Raw genomic sequence first — 16783 nt, 5'->3', positions numbered from 1 at the left:
ATGGCAGCCAGCCGCCTGCGCGTCGTCGGCTCGCTGGGCACCGCCCAGACCCTGGCCTGGGCCTCGACCTACTACCTGCCCGCCATGCTGGCGCGGCCGATGGCGGCGGAGCTGGGCGTGTCGGAACCGACGGTGTTCGCGGCCTTTTCCGCGGCCCTGGTCGTCTCGGCGATCGTTGGGCCGCACTCGGGCCGCCGCATCGACCACTGGGGCGGCCGGCCGGTGCTGATGGTGACCAGCCTGCTGTTCGCCGTCGGTCTGGCGCTGCTGGCCCTGGCCGATGGGCCGGTCGGGCTTTTCGCCGCCTGGCTGGTGTTGGGCGTGGCGATGGGCAGCGGGCTCTACGAGGCAGCCTTCGCGTCGCTGGTGAGGCTGTACGGCCATGACGCGCGCAGCGCCATCACCGGCATCACGCTGATCGCGGGCTTTGCCAGCACCGTCGGCTGGCCGTTGACGGCGGCGCTGGAGCACACCTTCGGCTGGCGCGGCGCCTGCTGGGCCTGGGCGGGGCTGCATCTCCTGGTGGGCCTGCCACTGAACGCCTGGCTGCCCAAGGCCGCGGCGCTGGCGGTGTCCACCCAGGCGCCAGCGGCTGCGAACGGCGAAGCGCCGCCGATGCGGACCGCCGCGCTGCTGGCCTGGGTGTTCGCGGTGACCTGGTTCATCAGCACGGCGATGGCTGCACATCTGCCACGGCTGCTGGGTGCCGCGGGCGCCGCGCCAGCGGCGGTCATCCTGGTGAGCGCTCTTGTCGGGCCGGCCCAGGTCGCGGGGCGGCTGCTGGAGTTCGGGTTCCTGCGGCGCTTGCACCCCTTGCAATCGGCGCGCGCCGCGGCGCTGATGCATCCGCTGGGCGCGGCCCTGCTGGCCGTCATCGGCGCGCCTGCCGCGATGGTGTTTGCGCTGTTGCATGGCGCGGGCAACGGCGTGCTGACCATCGCCAAGGGCACGCTGCCGCTGGCCTTGTTCGGGCCGCTGGGCTACGGGCAGCGCCAGGGCTTGCTCGTGCTGCCGGCGCGTCTGGCGCAGGCGCTGGCGCCATGGCTGTTCGGCCTGCTGCTGGCGGACTTCGGAACCGGCGTGCTGTGGTTGTCGACCGGCCTGGCCTTGAGCGCGCTGGCGGCCCTGCTTTTCATCCAGGTGCCCGCGCGCACCATCCCACCCCCTATGGAGGACCCGCCTTGAAGATCCGCACCGCCACTCCCGAGGACGGCACCGCCGTCGCGGCCATCTACGCGCCCATCGTGGCCCACACCAGCATCTCCTTCGAGACGGACCCGCCGGACGCGCTGGAGATGCGCAGCCGCATCGAGAAGACGCTGGCCAGCCTGCCCTGGCTGGTGGCCGAGGATGCGGACGGCACCGTCTGCGGCTATGCCTACGCCAGCAAGCACCGCGAGCGGGCGGCCTACCAGTGGTCGGTGGACACGACGGTCTACGTGCGCGAGGACACACGCGGCCAGGGCGTCGGCCGGGCGCTTTACGAGAAGCTGCTGCCGCTGCTGGCCGAGCTCGGCTACTTCCAGGCYTTYGCCGGCATCGCCYTGCCCAATGCGGGCAGCGTGGGCCTGCACGAGGCGGCGGGCTTCGAAGCCCTGGGCGTGTATCGCAACGTCGGCTTCAAGAACGGCGAGTGGCGTGACGTGGGCTGGTGGCAGAAGTCGCTCAGGCCTCTGGAAACGCCCTCGGCACCGCAGGCCTTCAGCGCCCCGCGTTGATCTGCTGGATCAGCGCTCGGTGGCTGGGCAGATCGGCAATGGCGCGGTCGGCAAAACGCTGGATCTTGGCGAACAGCTTGTCGGCGTCCACCATCTGCGGGAAATCGCTGCGCCCGGCGCTGAGGTCGGTGGCGAAGCCCATGCCGTAGAGGATGTACTGGTAGTTGAAGAAGGCGAAGGTTTCGGTGTCGAGCACGAAGTCGAAACGGCCCGGCGGGCGCAGCTGCCACTCCTCCAGCAAGCCGGCCAGTCGATCCGGGATGGTGGCCGGCGCGGCGTTGTCGCGCCAGAAGGGCTCCTGCCGCTGGCTCAGGCAGTAGTGCAGCTTCAGGAAGTTGATGATGTTCTCGAAGCGCGCCGTCATCAGCTCGTTGAAGCGCCGCGCCGGTGCATGGATGGGGCCGCTGTGCGGCAGCATCTCGGCGATCATGCCGACGGCTGCTTCGATGAGGACGAGGCCCGTGGCCTCCAGCGGCTCCAGGAAACCGGCCGACAGGCCGACGGCGACGCAGTTCTTCACCCACTGCTGCTCGCGGTAGCCGGGCGTGAAGGGGATGCTGCGCACGCCCAAGTCTTCGTGCCCGGCACCGCAGTAGGCCCGCAGGATGTCGGCGGCACGGTCGTCGCTGAGGTGGTCGCTGGAATAGACGCAGCCGATGCCGCGCGCGCCGTTCAAGCCGATCTCCCACAGCCAGCCCGCCTCGTGGGCGGTAGCGATGGTGGAGCTCTCCATGACCGCGTTGGCATCCAGCGGCACCTTGCAGGCCAGGGCGCGGTCGACGAAGAGCTGGTGGCGCACGGACTTGAAGTTCGAACCCATCGCCCGGCCGATGAGCTCGGCGCGAAAGCCCGTGCAGTCGATATAAAGCTCGGCCTCGAAACGGCCCAGCTGGGCGGTGTCGAGATGGGCGATGGCGCCCGTCGCATCGAGAACGACGTCAGTCACCGTGCCTTCGACGTGGCGCACGCCGAGCTCACGGGCGCGCGCGGCCAGCAGCTTGGCGAGCTTGAGCGCGTCGAAGTGGTAGGCGTAGTTCAGCGGCGCCGCATAGGGCGCCTCGCCGGCCCGCTTGGGCGCGCGGTGGGCTTCGGCAACGCGCACCTGCAGCGTCATGGCCTCGGCGAAGGGCATGCGCCCGGCCTCGTCCTGCAGCAGCCAGTAGGGCACGAGGTTGAGATCCTCCGTGTAGAAGGGCGCCTCGAAGGGATGGAAGAACTGCTGATGCTGACCCGCGGTGGGCGTGCGCGCCCAGTCGACGAAGCGGATGCCCTGCTTGAGCGTGGCCGAGGTCTCGCGGATGAAGCGGGCCTCGTCAATGCCGAGAAATTGCAGCGTACTGCGGATGGTGGGGAAGGTGCCTTCACCGACGCCGACGCTGCTGATGTCGGGCGACTCCAGCACGGTCACCTCCAGGTGGCTGCGCTCGGACAGCTTGAGGGCCTTGGCCAGGTAGGCGGCGGTCAGCCAGCCGGCCGTGCCGCCGCCGACGATGAGAATGCGTCGCTTGTTCATGCTCTCGTATAGAGGTTCTTCAGCCACTGCTGGCCGGTCTGGGCGCCATGGCTCCAGTCCTCGTCCTCGTCACTGGGCTGGGCGACGTAGCCGGAGGGGTTGAGCAGCTTCACGCGCCCGACGCGGAATGCCGAGACGCGGTGGGTGACGAAGGTGAGGCCATGTTCCAGCGCCGTCGCGGCGAGCAGCCCGTCGCGGGTGTTGGCGTAGGGCAGCTGGGCCCGGCGGCGCACGACGGCCGCGTCCACCGGCAGCACGCGGCCTTCGAAGGCGGGGGTGACGCGACTGTCGATCCAGTCGCGCACGACGAGGCCGGCGGCGCGGTCCTTGCGGCCCAGGCGGGCGGCGGCGTTCTCGATCTCCAGCAGGTTCAGCGCCGAGATGAAGAGTTTTTGCCGCGGCAGGCCGGCGGCCCAGGCGGCAAGACCCGCGTCGGACTGGCCGGCCTTGGCCTTGCGCAGTTCGAGAACGATGCTGGTGTCGAGCAGGAACATGGCGCCCTCAGGGGAGGTTTTCGCGGTGATCCCAGGCGCCATCGGCCGCGGCGTCGGCCGCATCGATCGTCACGACCTCGGGCATGGCCAGCAGCTCCAGGATGCTCTCGCCCTCGCCGGTCAGGCGGCGGTACTCGGCAATGCTCATCAGCACATGAGTGGGCTGGCCGCGGTCGGTGATGACGACCGGCTCGACCTGCGCCGCCCGCTTGGCGAGGCTGACGTCACGGTTGAAATCGCGGCTGGTGAGCAGTTTCATGGCCTCGTCAATGTACCTACCTACCTGCAATCGCGCAATTGGGATGTAGGTACATAGGCCCGGATCTGCTCGACCCAATGGACATTGAAAACCCGGCTGGCAAAGTGTTCCACGTGGTGAGAGCGCTTTCACCAAAAGAGGCAGACAACGTTGTACAAAACCGCGCGGCGGTGCGTGGCAACGGCAAAAAATCTACAGGAACAGCCATGGAATTCGACCTTCTTGCCATCATGGGCGACGTGTTCGCCAAACATGGTCCCGCTGCGGCCGCGGCCGCCAAGACCTACGCGCCGGGCGACTTCAGCATCCACTTCTTCCTGCAGCTGGGCATCATCATGCTGGCCTGCCGGGTCGTCGGCTGGGCCGGCCGCAAGTTCCTGGGTCAGCCCCAGGTGGTCGGCGAAATGATCGCGGGCGTCATCCTTGGGCCGTCGCTGCTGGGCCTGTTCTTCCCCGACGTGCAGTCCGCCATCTTTCCGAAGGAAATGCGCACCGTGCTGTACACCGGCGCCCAGCTCGGGGTGGGCCTGTACATGTTCCTGGTCGGCACGACGTTGCGGCTGGACCACTTCGCCAGCAAGGCCAAGAGCGCCATCGGCGTGTCGGTGTCCGGCATCGCGGCCCCGTTCTTCATCGCCTTCCTGATCACGCCCTTCCTGCTCACCGTGCCGGGCCTATTCGCCGAAGGCATCTCGACGACCAACGCGACCCTCTTCATGGGCGCCTGCATCGCACTGACGGCTTTCCCGATGCTGGCCCGCATCATCAACGAGCAAGGCCTGGCCCACACGTCGCTTGGCACGCTCGCGCTCACGGCAGGCGCCTTTGACGATGCCGTCTCCTGGTGTGTGCTGGCCCTGGTGCTGGCGGCCTTCGGTGCCGGCCCTGGCGTGGCCGTGCTGGCCATCGGCGGGGGCGTCCTCTGGGCGGCCTTCATCATGCTGTTCGGCCGCAAGCTGCTGGCGCCTCTCGGCCGCATGGTCGAGCGTGACGGCCACATGAGCCACACGGTGCTGGGCATCACGCTGATCTGTTTCTGCCTGTCCGCCTTCGTCATGGACGCCGTCGGCATCCACGCCATCTTCGGCGGCTTCATCATGGGCGCCGTCATGCCGCGCGGCCTGTTTGCCGCCGAGCTGAAGAAGAAGGTCGAGCCGCTCACGGTGATCCTGTTGCTGCCGATGTTCTTCACCTACTCCGGCCTGAACACGCGCCTGGACATGATCAATTCCGTCGACCTTTTCCTGATCGCGCTGGGCGTGCTGGTGGCCTCGGTGCTGGCCAAGTTCGGCGCCTGCTACCTGGCGGCCCGCATGGCCGGTGAAGACAACCGCACCGCTTTGGGCATCGGCGCGCTGATGAACTCGCGCGGCCTGATGGAGCTCATCATCATCAACATCGGCCTGCAGAAGGGCATCATCGGCCCGGCCCTGTTCTCGATGCTGGTGCTGATGGCGGTGGTGACGACCATGATGGCCACGCCGCTGTTCGAGATCTTCTACGGCCGCAAGGCGCGTGCATCGGGCGAGCTGGAAGCCGTGCCCGGCACGCCGGCCAGCAACCCGGCCTGAGGCCTCGTTTCGCTCTCCTCGCCATCGCTGAGAGGTGTCGGTGGCGTTCTCAGGGGCAAGGCTGCAGGCCTGCCCCCTTTTTTATGCCCTGAGTTGGCGCGCTCCTTGCTGCGACTCCGAGACCTGCCGAGGACATCCATGAGCGAGCTTGCTCCCGACGTCGTGGCCCGCCCGCCCGCGCCGGCGCCCGTCGTGCATCCGCCCACGAGGGCGCCCACTTACACCCTGAGCCAGGGCGTCCTCGCCTGCGCCGGCGTGTTCACCATCATTGGCGTGCTGGCGATCGGCTCGTTCAACCTGGGCGTGCTGCTGCTGCTGGGCTCCTTCGGCTCGACCGCAGTGATGATGTTCACCTTCCCGGAGCTGCACTTCTCGCAGCCCCGCAGCGTCATCGGTGGGCATTTCATCTGCACAGCGGTGGGCCTGGCGGCGCTGGCGGTGTTCGGCCCGGCGTGGTGGTCGCTCGCCGTGGCCGCGGCGGTCTCGGTGGCATTGATGAKGCTCACGCGGACGATGCACCCACCCGCGGGCTCCAATCCCGTGATCGTGTTCCTCGTTGCACCCAAGTGGGGCTTTTTGCTCTTTCCCACGCTGTTTGGTGCGCTGACGATGGTGGTCGTCGCGGTGCTTTATCACCGGGCCACGCGGCGGCCGTATCCGGCGTACTGGTACTAACGCACCAACGGACGCACCTGCTCGACCAGAGCGAGCAGGAACTTGCCGGGCTCCTCGTGGGGCGCCAGATGCGCCGAGTGCTCGAACCAGACGAGCTTCTTCACCGGCGCCTTCAGCTGGGTCAACCAGGGTTCGATGACCGAGGACGGCGTCGTCATGTCGTGGCGGCCGAGGAACATGAAGACCGGGAAGCGCGTCTCGCGGATGCGCGTGTGGTCGACGCGCCGCATGTCGGGCAGCAGGGCCGGCACCGACAGCTGGCCGCCCTGGTCGATGGCCAGGCGGTCCTCGAACTCGTAATAGGGCGACAGCCGCGCGGCGCGGAAGTAGAAATCGGCGTTGTCGCGATAGGCGGCCAGGCCGCCATAGGCCATCACCCATTTGCGCGCGACATTGACCTTGGCGAAGGGGATCTCGCCCTCGCCGGGATAGGGCGCGATGGCTTCCAGCTCGGTCAACGCGACCGTGTCATGGCGCTTGCGCGCCTCGGCCAGCAGCGCCTCATATTGCGCCTTTTCGTTGGCCTGCAGATTCATCAACGGCCCGACACCGACATAGGCGCTGACCCAGCTCGGCTTGGCCATGGCCGCGTCCAGGCCGATGACATTGCCCCAGGAATGGCCCAGCAGGATGACGCGCTCGACCTGGAGGCGCTGGCGCACCATGGCGATCAGCTCGATGAGGTCGTCCGTCATTTGCTGGCGCGTCAGCGAGACCTTGTTGGCCGCCTCGCCACCATGGCGCAGCGTCTTGCCGGTGCCGCGCTGGTCCCATTGCACGACGGTGAAGAAGTCCTCCCAGCCGCGCTGGTAGGGCCAGCTGCGCCCCATCTCGGCCGCGCCCGGCCCACCGTGCACATAGATGAGCACCGGGTTGGCCCGGTCGGCGCCACGGATGGTGACCCACTGCTTGAGCCCACCCAGCTCGACGGCTTCGCTGATCTCGACCGCATTGGGCGCCACGAGGCGCTGCTGGTCGGCCATCATGGGCCGCACGGTGGCGTAGGCGGGCTCGGCAGGGGGCGGTGCGACGGGCGCGTCCGCGGCATGGGCCAGGCCGGCGAAAAACAGCAGCGTGGCGGGCAGGAATTTCTCGATCATGGCGGCCGGGCGTTGAACGGGCGGCGCACCATAGCACCAGGGCCGCCCGGCCTGCACGACCGCCACGCCATGAGAGCCCTTCCCTGGTTCCTGCTACCCGCCCTGCTGCTGTCCGCCTGCGCAGCGCCAACCGGCATCACCTTGCCGCGCCAGCAGGCCTGGGTCGACGGCAAGCGCGTTGAGTACGTGACGACGGACATCTCCGACGGGACGATGGCCGCGCAGGCGGGCATCCACCACGTGCCGCGCCTGGCCGGCGCCGTGGGCATGGGATCGGCCTCCCTGACCGAGCGCGTCTACAAGTTTGCCGACGGCGCGCAGATCAGCGTCTTCGCCTCCGGGCCGGCACCGGTGGGATCTGCTCGGCCGGACCCGAACTACAGCCCCCTGTGGCGGCTGGTGCTGGTGCGCTGGAAACCGGCCAGGCCGCCGCGCGAGCTGCGCTCCGAAGAGGCGGTGCTGGACGCTCAGGCCTCGGGCGACGTCGAGCTCGACGTGACGGGCATCGTCGTCAACTGCCCCATCACGCGCGGCGTGGACGGCAGCGCCTTGCGCGGCGTGCGCTGAATGCCGACCAGCAACGCCAGCCCCGGCACGCGGCGCAGCACGAGATAGGCGCCGCCGCTGATGGCAAAGGTCAGCACGATCAGCAGCACCGCCTCCAGCCCCCAGGGCAGGGCCAGAGGTTTGAGCCACTGGCTCAGCACGACGATGACGCTCTGGTGCAGGATGTAGAGGCAGAACACCGCCTTGCTCGCCTCGCGCAGCAGCGGCGACTCCTTCGTGAAGGCGCGCTGGGCCCATCCGCCCGCGGCGACGATGGCAAACCAGGTCAGCGAGCCCCGCAGCGTGCGGGCGGCGGTCAAGACGGCATCGCTCGGCGTCGCCTCGGCGTACTGCTGGCTGAAGACCATCAGCACGGCCCAGCCCGCCAGCGAGACGCCGAGGGCCACCCAGCGCAACCGCAATGCCGCCGCCCAGAAGTCTTGCGCCAACGGCGTGCGGCTGGCCCAGCCGATGGCAAACAGCCAGCCGTATTGCAGGTGGTTGTAGAGGTCATGCACCAGGTCGTGCTCGACCGGGAACCGCGGCTTGATGAAGATGCGCATCAGCGCCAGCGGCACTGCCGGCAGCAGCAGCCAGGCCCAGGTGGGCAGCCGCAGCTCGCCGCGCAGGCGGATGAAACGGGCCAGCAGCGCCCCCAGCACCGCGTACAGCCACAGATAGGGCAGGAACCACAGGTGGTTCCAGGTCGGCACGTCCATGCAGTCCTGGCCGCGGCAGTATTTGCCGCCCTTCAGGTAGGCCTGCCAGAAGTCGAGGTAGCCGCCGTCGCCGGGCAACTGTGCCGGCACCTTGGTCAGCACCTCGAAATAGGCCTGCGGCGTGACGATGACGGCCATGCCGAAGAGCAGCGGCAGCAGCAGGCGCAGCGAGCGGTCCTTCAGCGTGCCCAGGGCGCCGCGCTTGGTGAACAGCCCCTGGCAGGCCGCGCCGGCGATCAGGAAGAGCAGGCCCAGCCGCCACGGCGAGCTGAGCTGCATGAAAGGCTCGAGGGCGCCGCTGGCCGCGGGGCTCTTCACATGCCAGTCCCAGGTCACGTAGTACATGCCCACGTGATACGGGATCAGCAGCGCGAAGGCGGCAACGCGCAGGCCGTCAAGGAAGGGGAGGCGGTTCGTGTTCATGGCCGCCAGCTTCGCGCTAGCACGGCGCGCGAGCCAGCGCGCTGGGGCGAGTGGCGCCGCTCCAGGGGCCAACGGCTCTCAGCCTCTCAGGGCAGGCTRCTGAGCCGGATGCTGGCCGCCGCGTCGGGCGCGCCGCGCAGCTCGGTCAGCAGCACCGCCTTGCCGTTGACACGATGGAAAACATAGCGGCCAACCTGCGCGAAGCGGTCCGCGCCCACGGTGACAGGCGCCAGCGAGGCACGTGCCTGCAACGCCATGTCGGTCGCGTTGAAGGTGCCGACCCGTGTGAAGCAGGCGTAGAGCATGTCCAGGCGAGGATCGCAATTGAACTTGTCCTGCTCCAGCACCACGAGCTGGTTGCTCACGAGGCTGTCGCTGATGGACAGCGCCGCATAGCCGAAGCTGGCCGTGGACGTTGACGCCGACATCGCGAAGGAGCCGGCATAGCGCATGTCCAGGCTTGGATCGCTGGACGCCGTGAAGACCTTGCCGCAGGCGGTGTACAGCCGCGAGGTGGTCGCCGAGGTCCACACCTGGCCGCAGATTTCATGGTCGCCGTGATAGGGCGAATCGACGGCATCACGCGGGCCGGTGGCTTCCAGCGTGACGTTGTAGATGTCGTTGGGCGAGACGTCCCGGGTCGAGAAATAGATGCGGTCACCGGCGGCGTGCAGTACCGGCCGCACCGGGCTGTAGATGTTGGCCGTGGCGGTCTTGTCGATGCCGTTGGCCGTGTCCACCCAATGCAGGTAGGCCCAGGTCGGCGCCGAGCCGAAGGCGTAGATGCGGCCCTGGCCGTCCAGCACGACGGTGCCGACCGGCACACTGACCGCAAACCGGCTGACCGCCATCGCCGCGCCCGGCGTGGCCGGCACGAGGTCGACGAGTGAAACGGCGCCGTCATGCCCCACTGCCGCGCGCCGCCCGTCGGGCGACAGCGCCACCGAAGTCGGCACCGCGGCCAGCGCGACGCTGCGCGTCTGCCCATCGGCGAGCGAGCGCAGGTTCAGCGCGGCGGCCGGTGCCTTGGACACCGACACGACGGCATCCAGGCTCGCGCTGTAGGCGGCGGCAAGACGTCATGCGGCAAAGTGACGGCGTCGGCCTGCACCTGCTGCGGCAGCCCGGCCTCGGGTTCGGCGAAGTAGCCCACCTTGAGTTTGACCGGCACGACGAAAGGGCTGCCGCGCGCGGGCGTGGCGCATTTCGAATCGATGCAGACCTCGACGGTGATCGTGTCGTCATAGCTGCCCAAACCGAGCACGCCAGGAGACGACAACCCGACCTGCAGGTCCAGCCCCGAGTCGGTGCGCGGTGATTCGCCAATGAAGTTCAGGGCCTTTTTCGTGTAGGTCACGCGGTAGTAGTAGCCCTCGGCGGGCGGACGATCCACCAGCAGCGCGAGCTCGACCTTCTCGACCTGGTTGCGCCGGTAAAGGTCGCGCTCCACGGTCACGCTGGACATCGACATGTGGGCGCCGATGTCGTTGGACGGGGTCACCGGCGTGGTCGTGTCGCCGGGCGTGCTCGACCCCCCGCCACCGCCACCGCCACAGGCGGCCAGCACCAGGCAAGAGGCCATCAACGCCCACCACACACGCCTGCCCATCGCGTCCCCCCCGGCCTGTGGCCTTTTGATTGGGCGACGATGCTAACCCGGTCAGCGGCTTGCTTCGTTAGCACACGTATCGACCGTCAGCCGGCGATCGCGTCCAGAACCCCGCGGTAGCCGCGTGACACGCGCAGTGTCTCGCCGCAACTCAACGTCAGCACGGCCTCGCCACTGGACAGGCGCTCGATGCGCTTCACATGCACCGGATTCACCGCGTGGCTGCGGTGCACGCGTACAAAGCGCGCGGCCCAGCCGGGGCGGCCCAGCGCATCGGCCAGCGTGGCGCGCTCCAGCAGGCTGCGCGGGGGCAGGTGCAGCTCGATGTAGTTGTCGGCTGCCGAGATCCATTGCACTTCGGCCAGCGCAATGCGCTCGCCTTCAACCCACCACTCGCCCACTGGCGCCGCGGGGCGCGCCAGCGACTCGCGCACGCGCGCCAGCGCCGCGGCCAGCCGCTCGGCCGTGTAGGGCTTGAGCAGATAGTCCAGCGCCGCCAGCTCGAAGGCCAGCAGCGCGTGCTCGGCGTGCGCCGTCGAGAAGATGATGCAGCGCACACCGGCCTCGCGCAGCGCGGCGGCCAGCTGCACGCCGTTGCCGCCGGGCATCTCGATGTCGAGCAGCGCCAGGTCGGGCGGCGTGGCGAGCGAGCGCACGAGGGCCAGGGCCGACGGCGCGTCGGGCGCCTCCATCAGCTCGGCCACGTCCGTCTCGGCCGCCAGCAGGCGGCGCAGCTTGGCGCGCGCGGCGGGCTCGTCGTCGACGATCAGCGCGCGCATGGCAGCTCCAACGTCAAGCACATGCCGCCACCGTCGGGCCCGAAATTGACGCTGGCAGCATCGGCATAGCGGGCTTCCAGCCGCTCCCGCAGATTGCGCAGCCCCAGGCCGCCATCAGGGTCGGGCGGCGAATCGGGCACAGGGGTGTCGCCATGGTTGCTGACCTTCAGATGCAGCCGCTCGCCGACGCGCTTCGCGACGACGCTGACTGTGACGCGGCCGCGATGCCGCGCCACGTCATGCTTGACGGCGTTCTCCACCGGCGCCAACAACAGCAGAGCAGGCAGCCGGCAGGCGCTCGCCGCCTCGTCGGCCTCGATATGCACGACCAGCCGCTCCGGCCCGAAGCGGGCCTGCATCAGCGCGAGGAAGGGCTGCACCAGCGCCAGCTCCTCGCCCACCGTGTGCTCGGCGCGCTGTTGGGCTGCCAGCGTCTGGCGCAGCAGGTCGGCGAGCTGGCACAGCAGCTTGTCGGCGCGCGGCACGTCCTCGTACATCACCGAGCTGATGAGGTTGAGCGTATTGAACAGGAAGTGCGGCTGCACCTGGTCGGCCAGGCGGGCCAGCCTCACCTCGGCGAGCTCGCGGCGAGCCCGGTCCAGCTCCTGCGCGCGCAGGGCCGCCGCCTGGGCCATCCAGACCCCGCGCGAGATCAGGCAGAAGCTGAGATAGCTGACGGCGTCCTTGCCACCCTCAAAGACAAGCACCGTGGCCAGATCGTCTGGGTGGTAGTCCACGCCTGCGAGGCCGTAGACCGCAAAACGCAGGCCGAACATGCCGGCGATGTGCAGCAGGCTGAACAGGGGCATCGCGGCCGCATGCGCCGCCAGCTGGCGCTGCCAGGACCGGCCCCGCAGTTGGCCCAGCAAGGCATGCACACCCAGGGCCAGCAGGCCGATGACGCTGACCGAGCTGAACTCCCACAGGAACGGCTCCCAGGGGTGGGTGCCGCCCGAAAGGCGGTAGGTCTGCAGCGCGGAGATGCTCAGCAGCAGGCCGATGATGGCCAGCACGGCGACATAAGGCAGGCGCCAGCGGCGCGGCAGGATGGTCATGCCGCGAGGTTAGCCCGGGCAGGGGCTGCGCCTCGGCGCTTCGCCCCGGCCAGGGCGCCATTCGTCCCAGGACCGTCAGCGGTTGGGCCGTGGTTTGCTGTCGGCCGCGCCGTGCTCGCCACCCTTCACCATGCCGCCGCGGCGATCGGCATCCAGCCCCGGCGTAGCGCGCAGGTCAGTGTCAACCTGACCCTGCTTCAGATCGCGCGCCGCACGATCCACCTGAGGGTCGGGCTTGGCATTGGTCGCCGAGTTCTGCTGGTCACGCTCGTGCGGCAGCGACGGCTTGCCCTCGGGGCGAGCGGCGTCGGGGTTGATGGTCTTGCTCATCGCCTGGCGTGGCTCTTGCCAGCCTGCTCGGCGTCGCGCATCTCGCGGGCCTCCTCGATGCTGCGCGGCGCGGCCTCGCGGGCGGCTGGTTCCACACCGCCGCTTTTCACGAACTTCTCGGCGGACTCGCGGTGGCGGCGCGCGGCGTCGTAATTGCCTTCGCCCTGCAGACCGTCGCCCTGGGTCGGGCTTTTGGAGGTGGATTTCATCGCGGGCTCCGGAAGAAGATCAGTTGAACAACTTTCGGCGACGAGCGCAGCGGTCGCGGTCATCCAGGCCGCCTTCGCCCTGTCGGCGCAGGCCGACAGGGCGGTCGCGGCGGCGCGCCGTCCTACAAAGCGCGCAGTCGGCGTCCGGGCCACTGGCAAGACGGCGCGGCAGAGCATGGGTCGTCATGTCCTCCACCCCTGCTGCCTCACTGCCTCCGCCCGCCGACACCGCAAGCACCGGCGAGGGCAAGGCGCATTGGGAAGGCGAAGGCCCGCAGTGGCGCCTGGTGCTGGCGGGCGACGGCGCCGATGTGGCACTGCCCAAACCGCCCGCCGAGTTGCCGGTGGCGGCGGGCACGCGGCTGGGCTTTGACAGCTCGGCGCTGTCGCACTGGCAGCCACCACTGGCCGGCGCGCTGTGGCAGCTGCTGGCACCGCTGGCGCGAGGCGGCGTGCAACTGGACCTGGCTGGCCTGCCGCGCGGCCTGCAGCCGCTGCTGTCGCTCAGCCTGCCCAAGACCGAGGTTGCGCAGAAGAAGAAACCAGCCGCCGATGACGAGCCTCAGGCGGAGCCCGAATGGCGCAAGACCCTGGTCTTCGTCGGCGACATGCTGGGCGCCGTCGGCCGGCTGGCGCGGGGCAAGAGCGCTATGCGCATGAGCGACTGGCTGTGGCAGATCGAGCAGACCGGCCCGCGCAGCCTGCCCATCGTGCTGCTGGTCAGTTCGCTGGTGGGGCTGATCGTGGCCTACATGGGCGCCGAGCAGCTGAAGCGCTTCGGCGCGCAGAGCTACATCGCCAATCTCGTCACCGTCGGCGTCGTGCGCGAGATCGCGGCCCTCGTCGTCGGCATCGTGCTGGCCGGCCGCGTGGGTGCGGCCTTCGCGGCCCAGATCGGCAGCATGCGCGCCGGCGAGGAGATCGACGCGCTGACGACGCTGGGCGTGGACCCGATCGAGCACCTGGTGCTGCCGCGCATGCTGGCCCTGCTGGTGACCGGCCCACTGCTGACGCTGTGCGCTGGCGCCGCAGGCCTGGCCGTGGGCTGCGGCGTGGCCGTCGTGCTCTACGACGTGCCGGCCGCGGCCTACCTGGCGACGACGCGCGAGGCGCTGGAGGGCTGGGACCTCTTCGTCGGCCTGCTCAAGGGCAGTGTGTATGCGGTGCTGGTGGCACTGGCCGGCTGCCGCCAGGGGCTGAATGCCGGTCGCAGCGCCCAGGCAGTGGGCGAGGCGACGACGGCGGCGGTCGTGCAGGCCATCGTCTGGATGGTGGTGGCTGCCTCGGCGCTGACCGTCATCTTCCAAAGGCTAGACATCTGATGGACAAGGGCGAGGTCCTGATGCGTGTCGAGAACCTCAGCCTGCACGCCGGCGGCAAGGAGTTGCAGCATGGCCTGAACTTCGAGGTCAAGGCGGGTGAGGTGCTCGCCATCGTCGGCGCCAGCGGCTGCGGCAAGAGCACACTGCTGCGCCACATGATCGGGCTGCAGACGCCGCAGACCGGCCGCGTGCTGTGGACGGCCGGCGGCAAGGAACGCGATGTGCACGGCGACGATCCGCCGCGGCGCGAGATCGGCGTGGCCTTCCAGGCCGGCGCGCTGTGGAGCAGCATGACCGTCGGCGAAAACATGATGCTGCCGCTGGAGCTGTATACCGAGCTGGACGAGGCCGAGCGCGAACGCCAGGCCCGCTTCAAGCTCGCCTTGGCGGGTTTGAACGACCCCGCCACCTTCGACGCCGAACCGGCCGCGCTGTCGGGTGGCATGCGAAAGCGCGCGGCCATCGCCCGCGCGCTGATGCTGGACCCGCCGCTGCTGTGCCTGGACGAGCCCTCGGCCGGCCTGGACCCGCTGACCTCGGCGCGGCTGGACGACCTCATCAAGCAGCTGAAGAACGATGTCGGCTCGGCCATCGTGCTCGTCACGCACGAACTGGAGAGCCTGTTTGCCGTGGCTGACCGCGTGCTCTTTCTCGACGTCGAAGCACACACGGCCACGGCGCTCGGACCGCCGGCAGAGCTGCGAGATCAAGGGCCCGAGCCGGTGCGCGAGTTCCTGACCCGTGGCCAGTACGAACCGCAGAAGGAAGCCGCGTGAAGCGCCGCCGCGCCAGCCCCCTGGCCATCGGCGCCTTCGTCGTCGGTGCGCTGGCCCTGTTCGCCGTGGCCCTCGTCGTGCTGCCGGGCCAGCACTGGTTCAAGCAGCCGCAACGCGTCGTGATGTTCTTCTCCGGCTCGGTGTTCGGGCTGCAGAAGGGCGCGCCGGTGGTATTCCGTGGCGTGCGCATTGGCGACGTGACCGACATCAGCGTGCACTACGACAGGGAAACCGACAGCTTCGCCATCCCCGTCGTTGCCCAGCTGGATGCCGACGCCGTGCGCGGCCTGAACGGCCGCAACGACAGCGACGACATCGGCCACGCCTTGCCTGCCCTCATCAAGCGCGGCCTGAGCGCCCAACTCGGCACGCAAAGCCTGCTGACCGGCCAGCTCTACATCGACCTGGACATCCGCACCAAGCAGCGCGGCACGCTGCGCGGGGGCTTTCGCGGCGACATGACGGAGATCCCGACCGTCGCGACCGCCTTCCAGGCGCTGAAGAACCAGCTCGAGAGCGTGGACCTGCGCAAGATCCTCGATGACCTGAGCCAGATCGCCAACTCCGCTCGTTCGCTGATCGCAGCGCCCGAGTTGAAGCAGGGCCTGAAGGACTTCGCGGCCACCGCGGGCCACGCACGCAAGCTGGCCGCGCAGCTGGAACAGCGCGCCGCGCCGCTGACGCGCGGCGCCGAACGCGCCATGGCCAGCGTGGATAGAGCTGGCGACAAGGTGTCCGGCGCGGCTGACAAGGTGGGCGTCGGCGCCGACAAGGCCAGTGCCGTGCTCGACCCGAACGGCCCGGTCATGCGGGACCTGCAACGGGCCCTCGCAGAGCTGAGCCGCGCCAGCGCCTCGCTGCAGGAGGCCGCGAGCAGCGATGGCCCCTTGCTGCAGCAGACCGAGCGCACGATGCGCGACTTGTCGCAAGCGGCGCGGGCCTTGCGCCAGCTCGCCAACACGCTGGACGCGCAACCCGAGGCGCTGCTGCGCGGCCGCAAGCCCGACACCACGCCTGCACCGGAGCCCGCACGATGAAGCCGATCGCCCTGCACCGCCGAGACCTGGTCCTGGGCCTGCTGGCCGCGGCCACCCTGGCCGGATGCGCCACGCGCGACGCGCCGCCGCGCCGCCTCTATGGCCTGACAAGCACGCCGCCCCTGCCGGCCAGTGCCAAACCCGGCCAGGATGGCCGCGCCTGGGTGCTGAGCCCGCAGATCGCGCTGCCCGAACTGCTGGACCGCGACGAGATCCTGGTTGCCGAGGGCAGCGCGGGCCTGAGGCCCTGGCCCGAGGCGCGCTGGGCCGAGCCGCTGCGTGACGCGCTGCCGCGCGTGCTGGCCGAGGACCTGGGGCGGCTGCGCCAGCCCTACCCGGTCACGTTGGGCACCAAGTCGCAACCGGACAACGGCGCGGAGTCGCTGCGCCTGGTCGTGCAGGTCGATGAATGGCTGGCTCGCCAGGATGGCGGTGGCCTGCAGCTGAGACTGCGCGCGCGCTGGCGCTGGGCACCGCTGCACGCGCCGATCAATACCGCCCTGCCTGCCGCCGGCGCCGCCGAGCTGACCGTCCCGTGCGCGGCGAACGCCGATGCACTGGCCGACGCTTACCGGCGCAGCATCCTGGAGCTGGCCGCACGCATGGTCGCGGCCTCCTGAACCCGTCACTTCAGGGAGACCCTGAGGT

The 16783-nt window shown here is 69.5% G+C and carries 20 protein-coding genes; 9 read left to right on the top strand and 11 right to left on the bottom strand.

All coding sequences use genetic code 11. The features are described 5' to 3' along the window. Both AC1DU6_RS00100 and AC1DU6_RS00095 read left to right on the top strand, forming a co-directional pair. Positions 1-1185 (top strand): MFS transporter, encoded by a 1185-nt coding sequence (locus AC1DU6_RS00100; protein ID WP_457320280.1) that lies wholly within the window; start codon positions 1-3, stop codon positions 1183-1185. Continuing rightward, positions 1182-1718, top strand: coding sequence for an arsinothricin resistance N-acetyltransferase ArsN1 family B (locus AC1DU6_RS00095; RefSeq protein ID WP_457320282.1), 537 nt, complete (start codon positions 1182-1184; stop codon positions 1716-1718). Before AC1DU6_RS00100 ends, AC1DU6_RS00095 begins: the two co-directional genes overlap by 4 nt. On the opposite strand, the gene AC1DU6_RS00090 is transcribed toward AC1DU6_RS00095, so the two are convergent. The 3 genes from AC1DU6_RS00090 to AC1DU6_RS00080 are packed head-to-tail and all read right to left on the bottom strand — an operon-like array spanning position 1702 to position 3984. Next, positions 1702-3231, bottom strand: a complete 1530-nt coding sequence (locus AC1DU6_RS00090; protein WP_457320283.1) for a tryptophan halogenase family protein — start codon at positions 3229-3231, stop codon at positions 1702-1704. The genes AC1DU6_RS00095 and AC1DU6_RS00090 overlap by 17 nt on opposite strands. Continuing rightward, a complete protein-coding gene (locus AC1DU6_RS00085; RefSeq protein WP_457320285.1) occupies positions 3228-3725 on the bottom strand; it encodes a PIN domain-containing protein in 498 nt (165 codons plus the stop codon). Before AC1DU6_RS00085 ends, AC1DU6_RS00090 begins: the two co-directional genes overlap by 4 nt. 7 nt (positions 3726-3732) lie before the next feature. Then, entirely contained in the window at positions 3733-3984 is a 252-nt protein-coding gene (locus AC1DU6_RS00080; protein ID WP_056191539.1) for a type II toxin-antitoxin system Phd/YefM family antitoxin, read from the bottom strand. Between the two features lie 206 nt (positions 3985-4190). Here AC1DU6_RS00080 and AC1DU6_RS00075 point away from each other — a divergent pair, with 206 nt between their 5' ends. After that, positions 4191-5555: a cation:proton antiporter gene (locus AC1DU6_RS00075; RefSeq protein ID WP_457320288.1), complete on the top strand. Its 1365-nt coding sequence runs from the start codon at positions 4191-4193 to the stop codon at positions 5553-5555. A 138-nt stretch (positions 5556-5693) separates the two neighbouring features. Next, positions 5694-6230, top strand: a complete 537-nt coding sequence (locus AC1DU6_RS00070; RefSeq protein WP_477855746.1) for an HPP family protein — start codon at positions 5694-5696, stop codon at positions 6228-6230. On the opposite strand, the gene AC1DU6_RS00065 is transcribed toward AC1DU6_RS00070, so the two are convergent. After that, positions 6227-7330: an alpha/beta fold hydrolase gene (locus AC1DU6_RS00065; protein WP_457320292.1), complete on the bottom strand. Its 1104-nt coding sequence runs from the start codon at positions 7328-7330 to the stop codon at positions 6227-6229. The genes AC1DU6_RS00070 and AC1DU6_RS00065 overlap by 4 nt on opposite strands. A gap of 69 nt (positions 7331-7399) precedes the next feature. Between AC1DU6_RS00065 and AC1DU6_RS00060 the strand changes: the two genes are divergently transcribed. Continuing rightward, positions 7400-7897, top strand: coding sequence for a DUF7482 domain-containing protein (locus AC1DU6_RS00060; RefSeq protein ID WP_457320294.1), 498 nt, complete (start codon positions 7400-7402; stop codon positions 7895-7897). Here the strand turns inward: AC1DU6_RS00060 and AC1DU6_RS00055 are convergent. The 7 genes from AC1DU6_RS00055 to AC1DU6_RS00025 form a co-directional block, all read right to left on the bottom strand. After that, a complete protein-coding gene (locus AC1DU6_RS00055; RefSeq protein ID WP_056191533.1) occupies positions 7798-9018 on the bottom strand; it encodes an acyltransferase family protein in 1221 nt (406 codons plus the stop codon). The genes AC1DU6_RS00060 and AC1DU6_RS00055 overlap by 100 nt on opposite strands. A gap of 86 nt (positions 9019-9104) precedes the next feature. Next, a complete protein-coding gene (locus tag AC1DU6_RS00050) occupies positions 9105-10058 on the bottom strand; it encodes a hypothetical protein (protein WP_477855743.1) in 954 nt (317 codons plus the stop codon). Next, positions 10025-10600, bottom strand: coding sequence for a hypothetical protein (locus AC1DU6_RS00045; RefSeq protein ID WP_477855741.1), 576 nt, complete (start codon positions 10598-10600; stop codon positions 10025-10027). Before AC1DU6_RS00045 ends, AC1DU6_RS00050 begins: the two co-directional genes overlap by 34 nt. 113 nt (positions 10601-10713) lie before the next feature. Continuing rightward, positions 10714-11406: a LytR/AlgR family response regulator transcription factor gene (locus AC1DU6_RS00040; RefSeq protein WP_477855739.1), complete on the bottom strand. Its 693-nt coding sequence runs from the start codon at positions 11404-11406 to the stop codon at positions 10714-10716. Next, positions 11394-12461, bottom strand: coding sequence for a sensor histidine kinase (locus tag AC1DU6_RS00035; protein WP_477855737.1), 1068 nt, complete (start codon positions 12459-12461; stop codon positions 11394-11396). Before AC1DU6_RS00035 ends, AC1DU6_RS00040 begins: the two co-directional genes overlap by 13 nt. Before the next feature lie 75 nt (positions 12462-12536). Continuing rightward, the gene (locus AC1DU6_RS00030) at positions 12537-12791 is read right to left on the bottom strand and encodes a hypothetical protein (protein ID WP_056191525.1); all 255 of its coding nucleotides are present in this window, start codon (positions 12789-12791) and stop codon (positions 12537-12539) included. Further along, positions 12788-13000 carry a hypothetical protein gene (locus tag AC1DU6_RS00025; RefSeq protein WP_477855735.1) on the bottom strand — a complete coding sequence of 71 codons (213 nt, stop codon included), beginning with the start codon at positions 12998-13000 and terminating at the stop codon, positions 12788-12790. The genes AC1DU6_RS00030 and AC1DU6_RS00025 overlap by 4 nt, the downstream gene beginning before the upstream one ends. Before the next feature lie 185 nt (positions 13001-13185). Here AC1DU6_RS00025 and AC1DU6_RS00020 point away from each other — a divergent pair, with 185 nt between their 5' ends. The 4 genes from AC1DU6_RS00020 to AC1DU6_RS00005 are packed head-to-tail and all read left to right on the top strand — an operon-like array spanning position 13186 to position 16755. Further along, the gene (locus AC1DU6_RS00020; protein ID WP_457321948.1) at positions 13186-14322 is read left to right on the top strand and encodes an MlaE family ABC transporter permease; all 1137 of its coding nucleotides are present in this window, start codon (positions 13186-13188) and stop codon (positions 14320-14322) included. Then, positions 14322-15098 carry an ABC transporter ATP-binding protein gene (locus tag AC1DU6_RS00015; protein ID WP_457388933.1) on the top strand — a complete coding sequence of 259 codons (777 nt, stop codon included), beginning with the start codon at positions 14322-14324 and terminating at the stop codon, positions 15096-15098. Before AC1DU6_RS00020 ends, AC1DU6_RS00015 begins: the two co-directional genes overlap by 1 nt. Continuing rightward, positions 15095-16135, top strand: coding sequence for an MlaD family protein (locus AC1DU6_RS00010; protein ID WP_477855733.1), 1041 nt, complete (start codon positions 15095-15097; stop codon positions 16133-16135). The genes AC1DU6_RS00015 and AC1DU6_RS00010 overlap by 4 nt, the downstream gene beginning before the upstream one ends. Continuing rightward, positions 16132-16755, top strand: a complete 624-nt coding sequence (locus AC1DU6_RS00005) for a PqiC family protein (RefSeq protein ID WP_477855732.1) — start codon at positions 16132-16134, stop codon at positions 16753-16755. Before AC1DU6_RS00010 ends, AC1DU6_RS00005 begins: the two co-directional genes overlap by 4 nt. The last annotated feature ends 28 nt before the right edge of the window (positions 16756-16783 follow it).

The sequence above is a fragment of the Roseateles sp. P5_B10 genome, from assembly GCF_056400485.1.
This window is presented reverse-complemented; position numbering and strand designations above follow the sequence as displayed.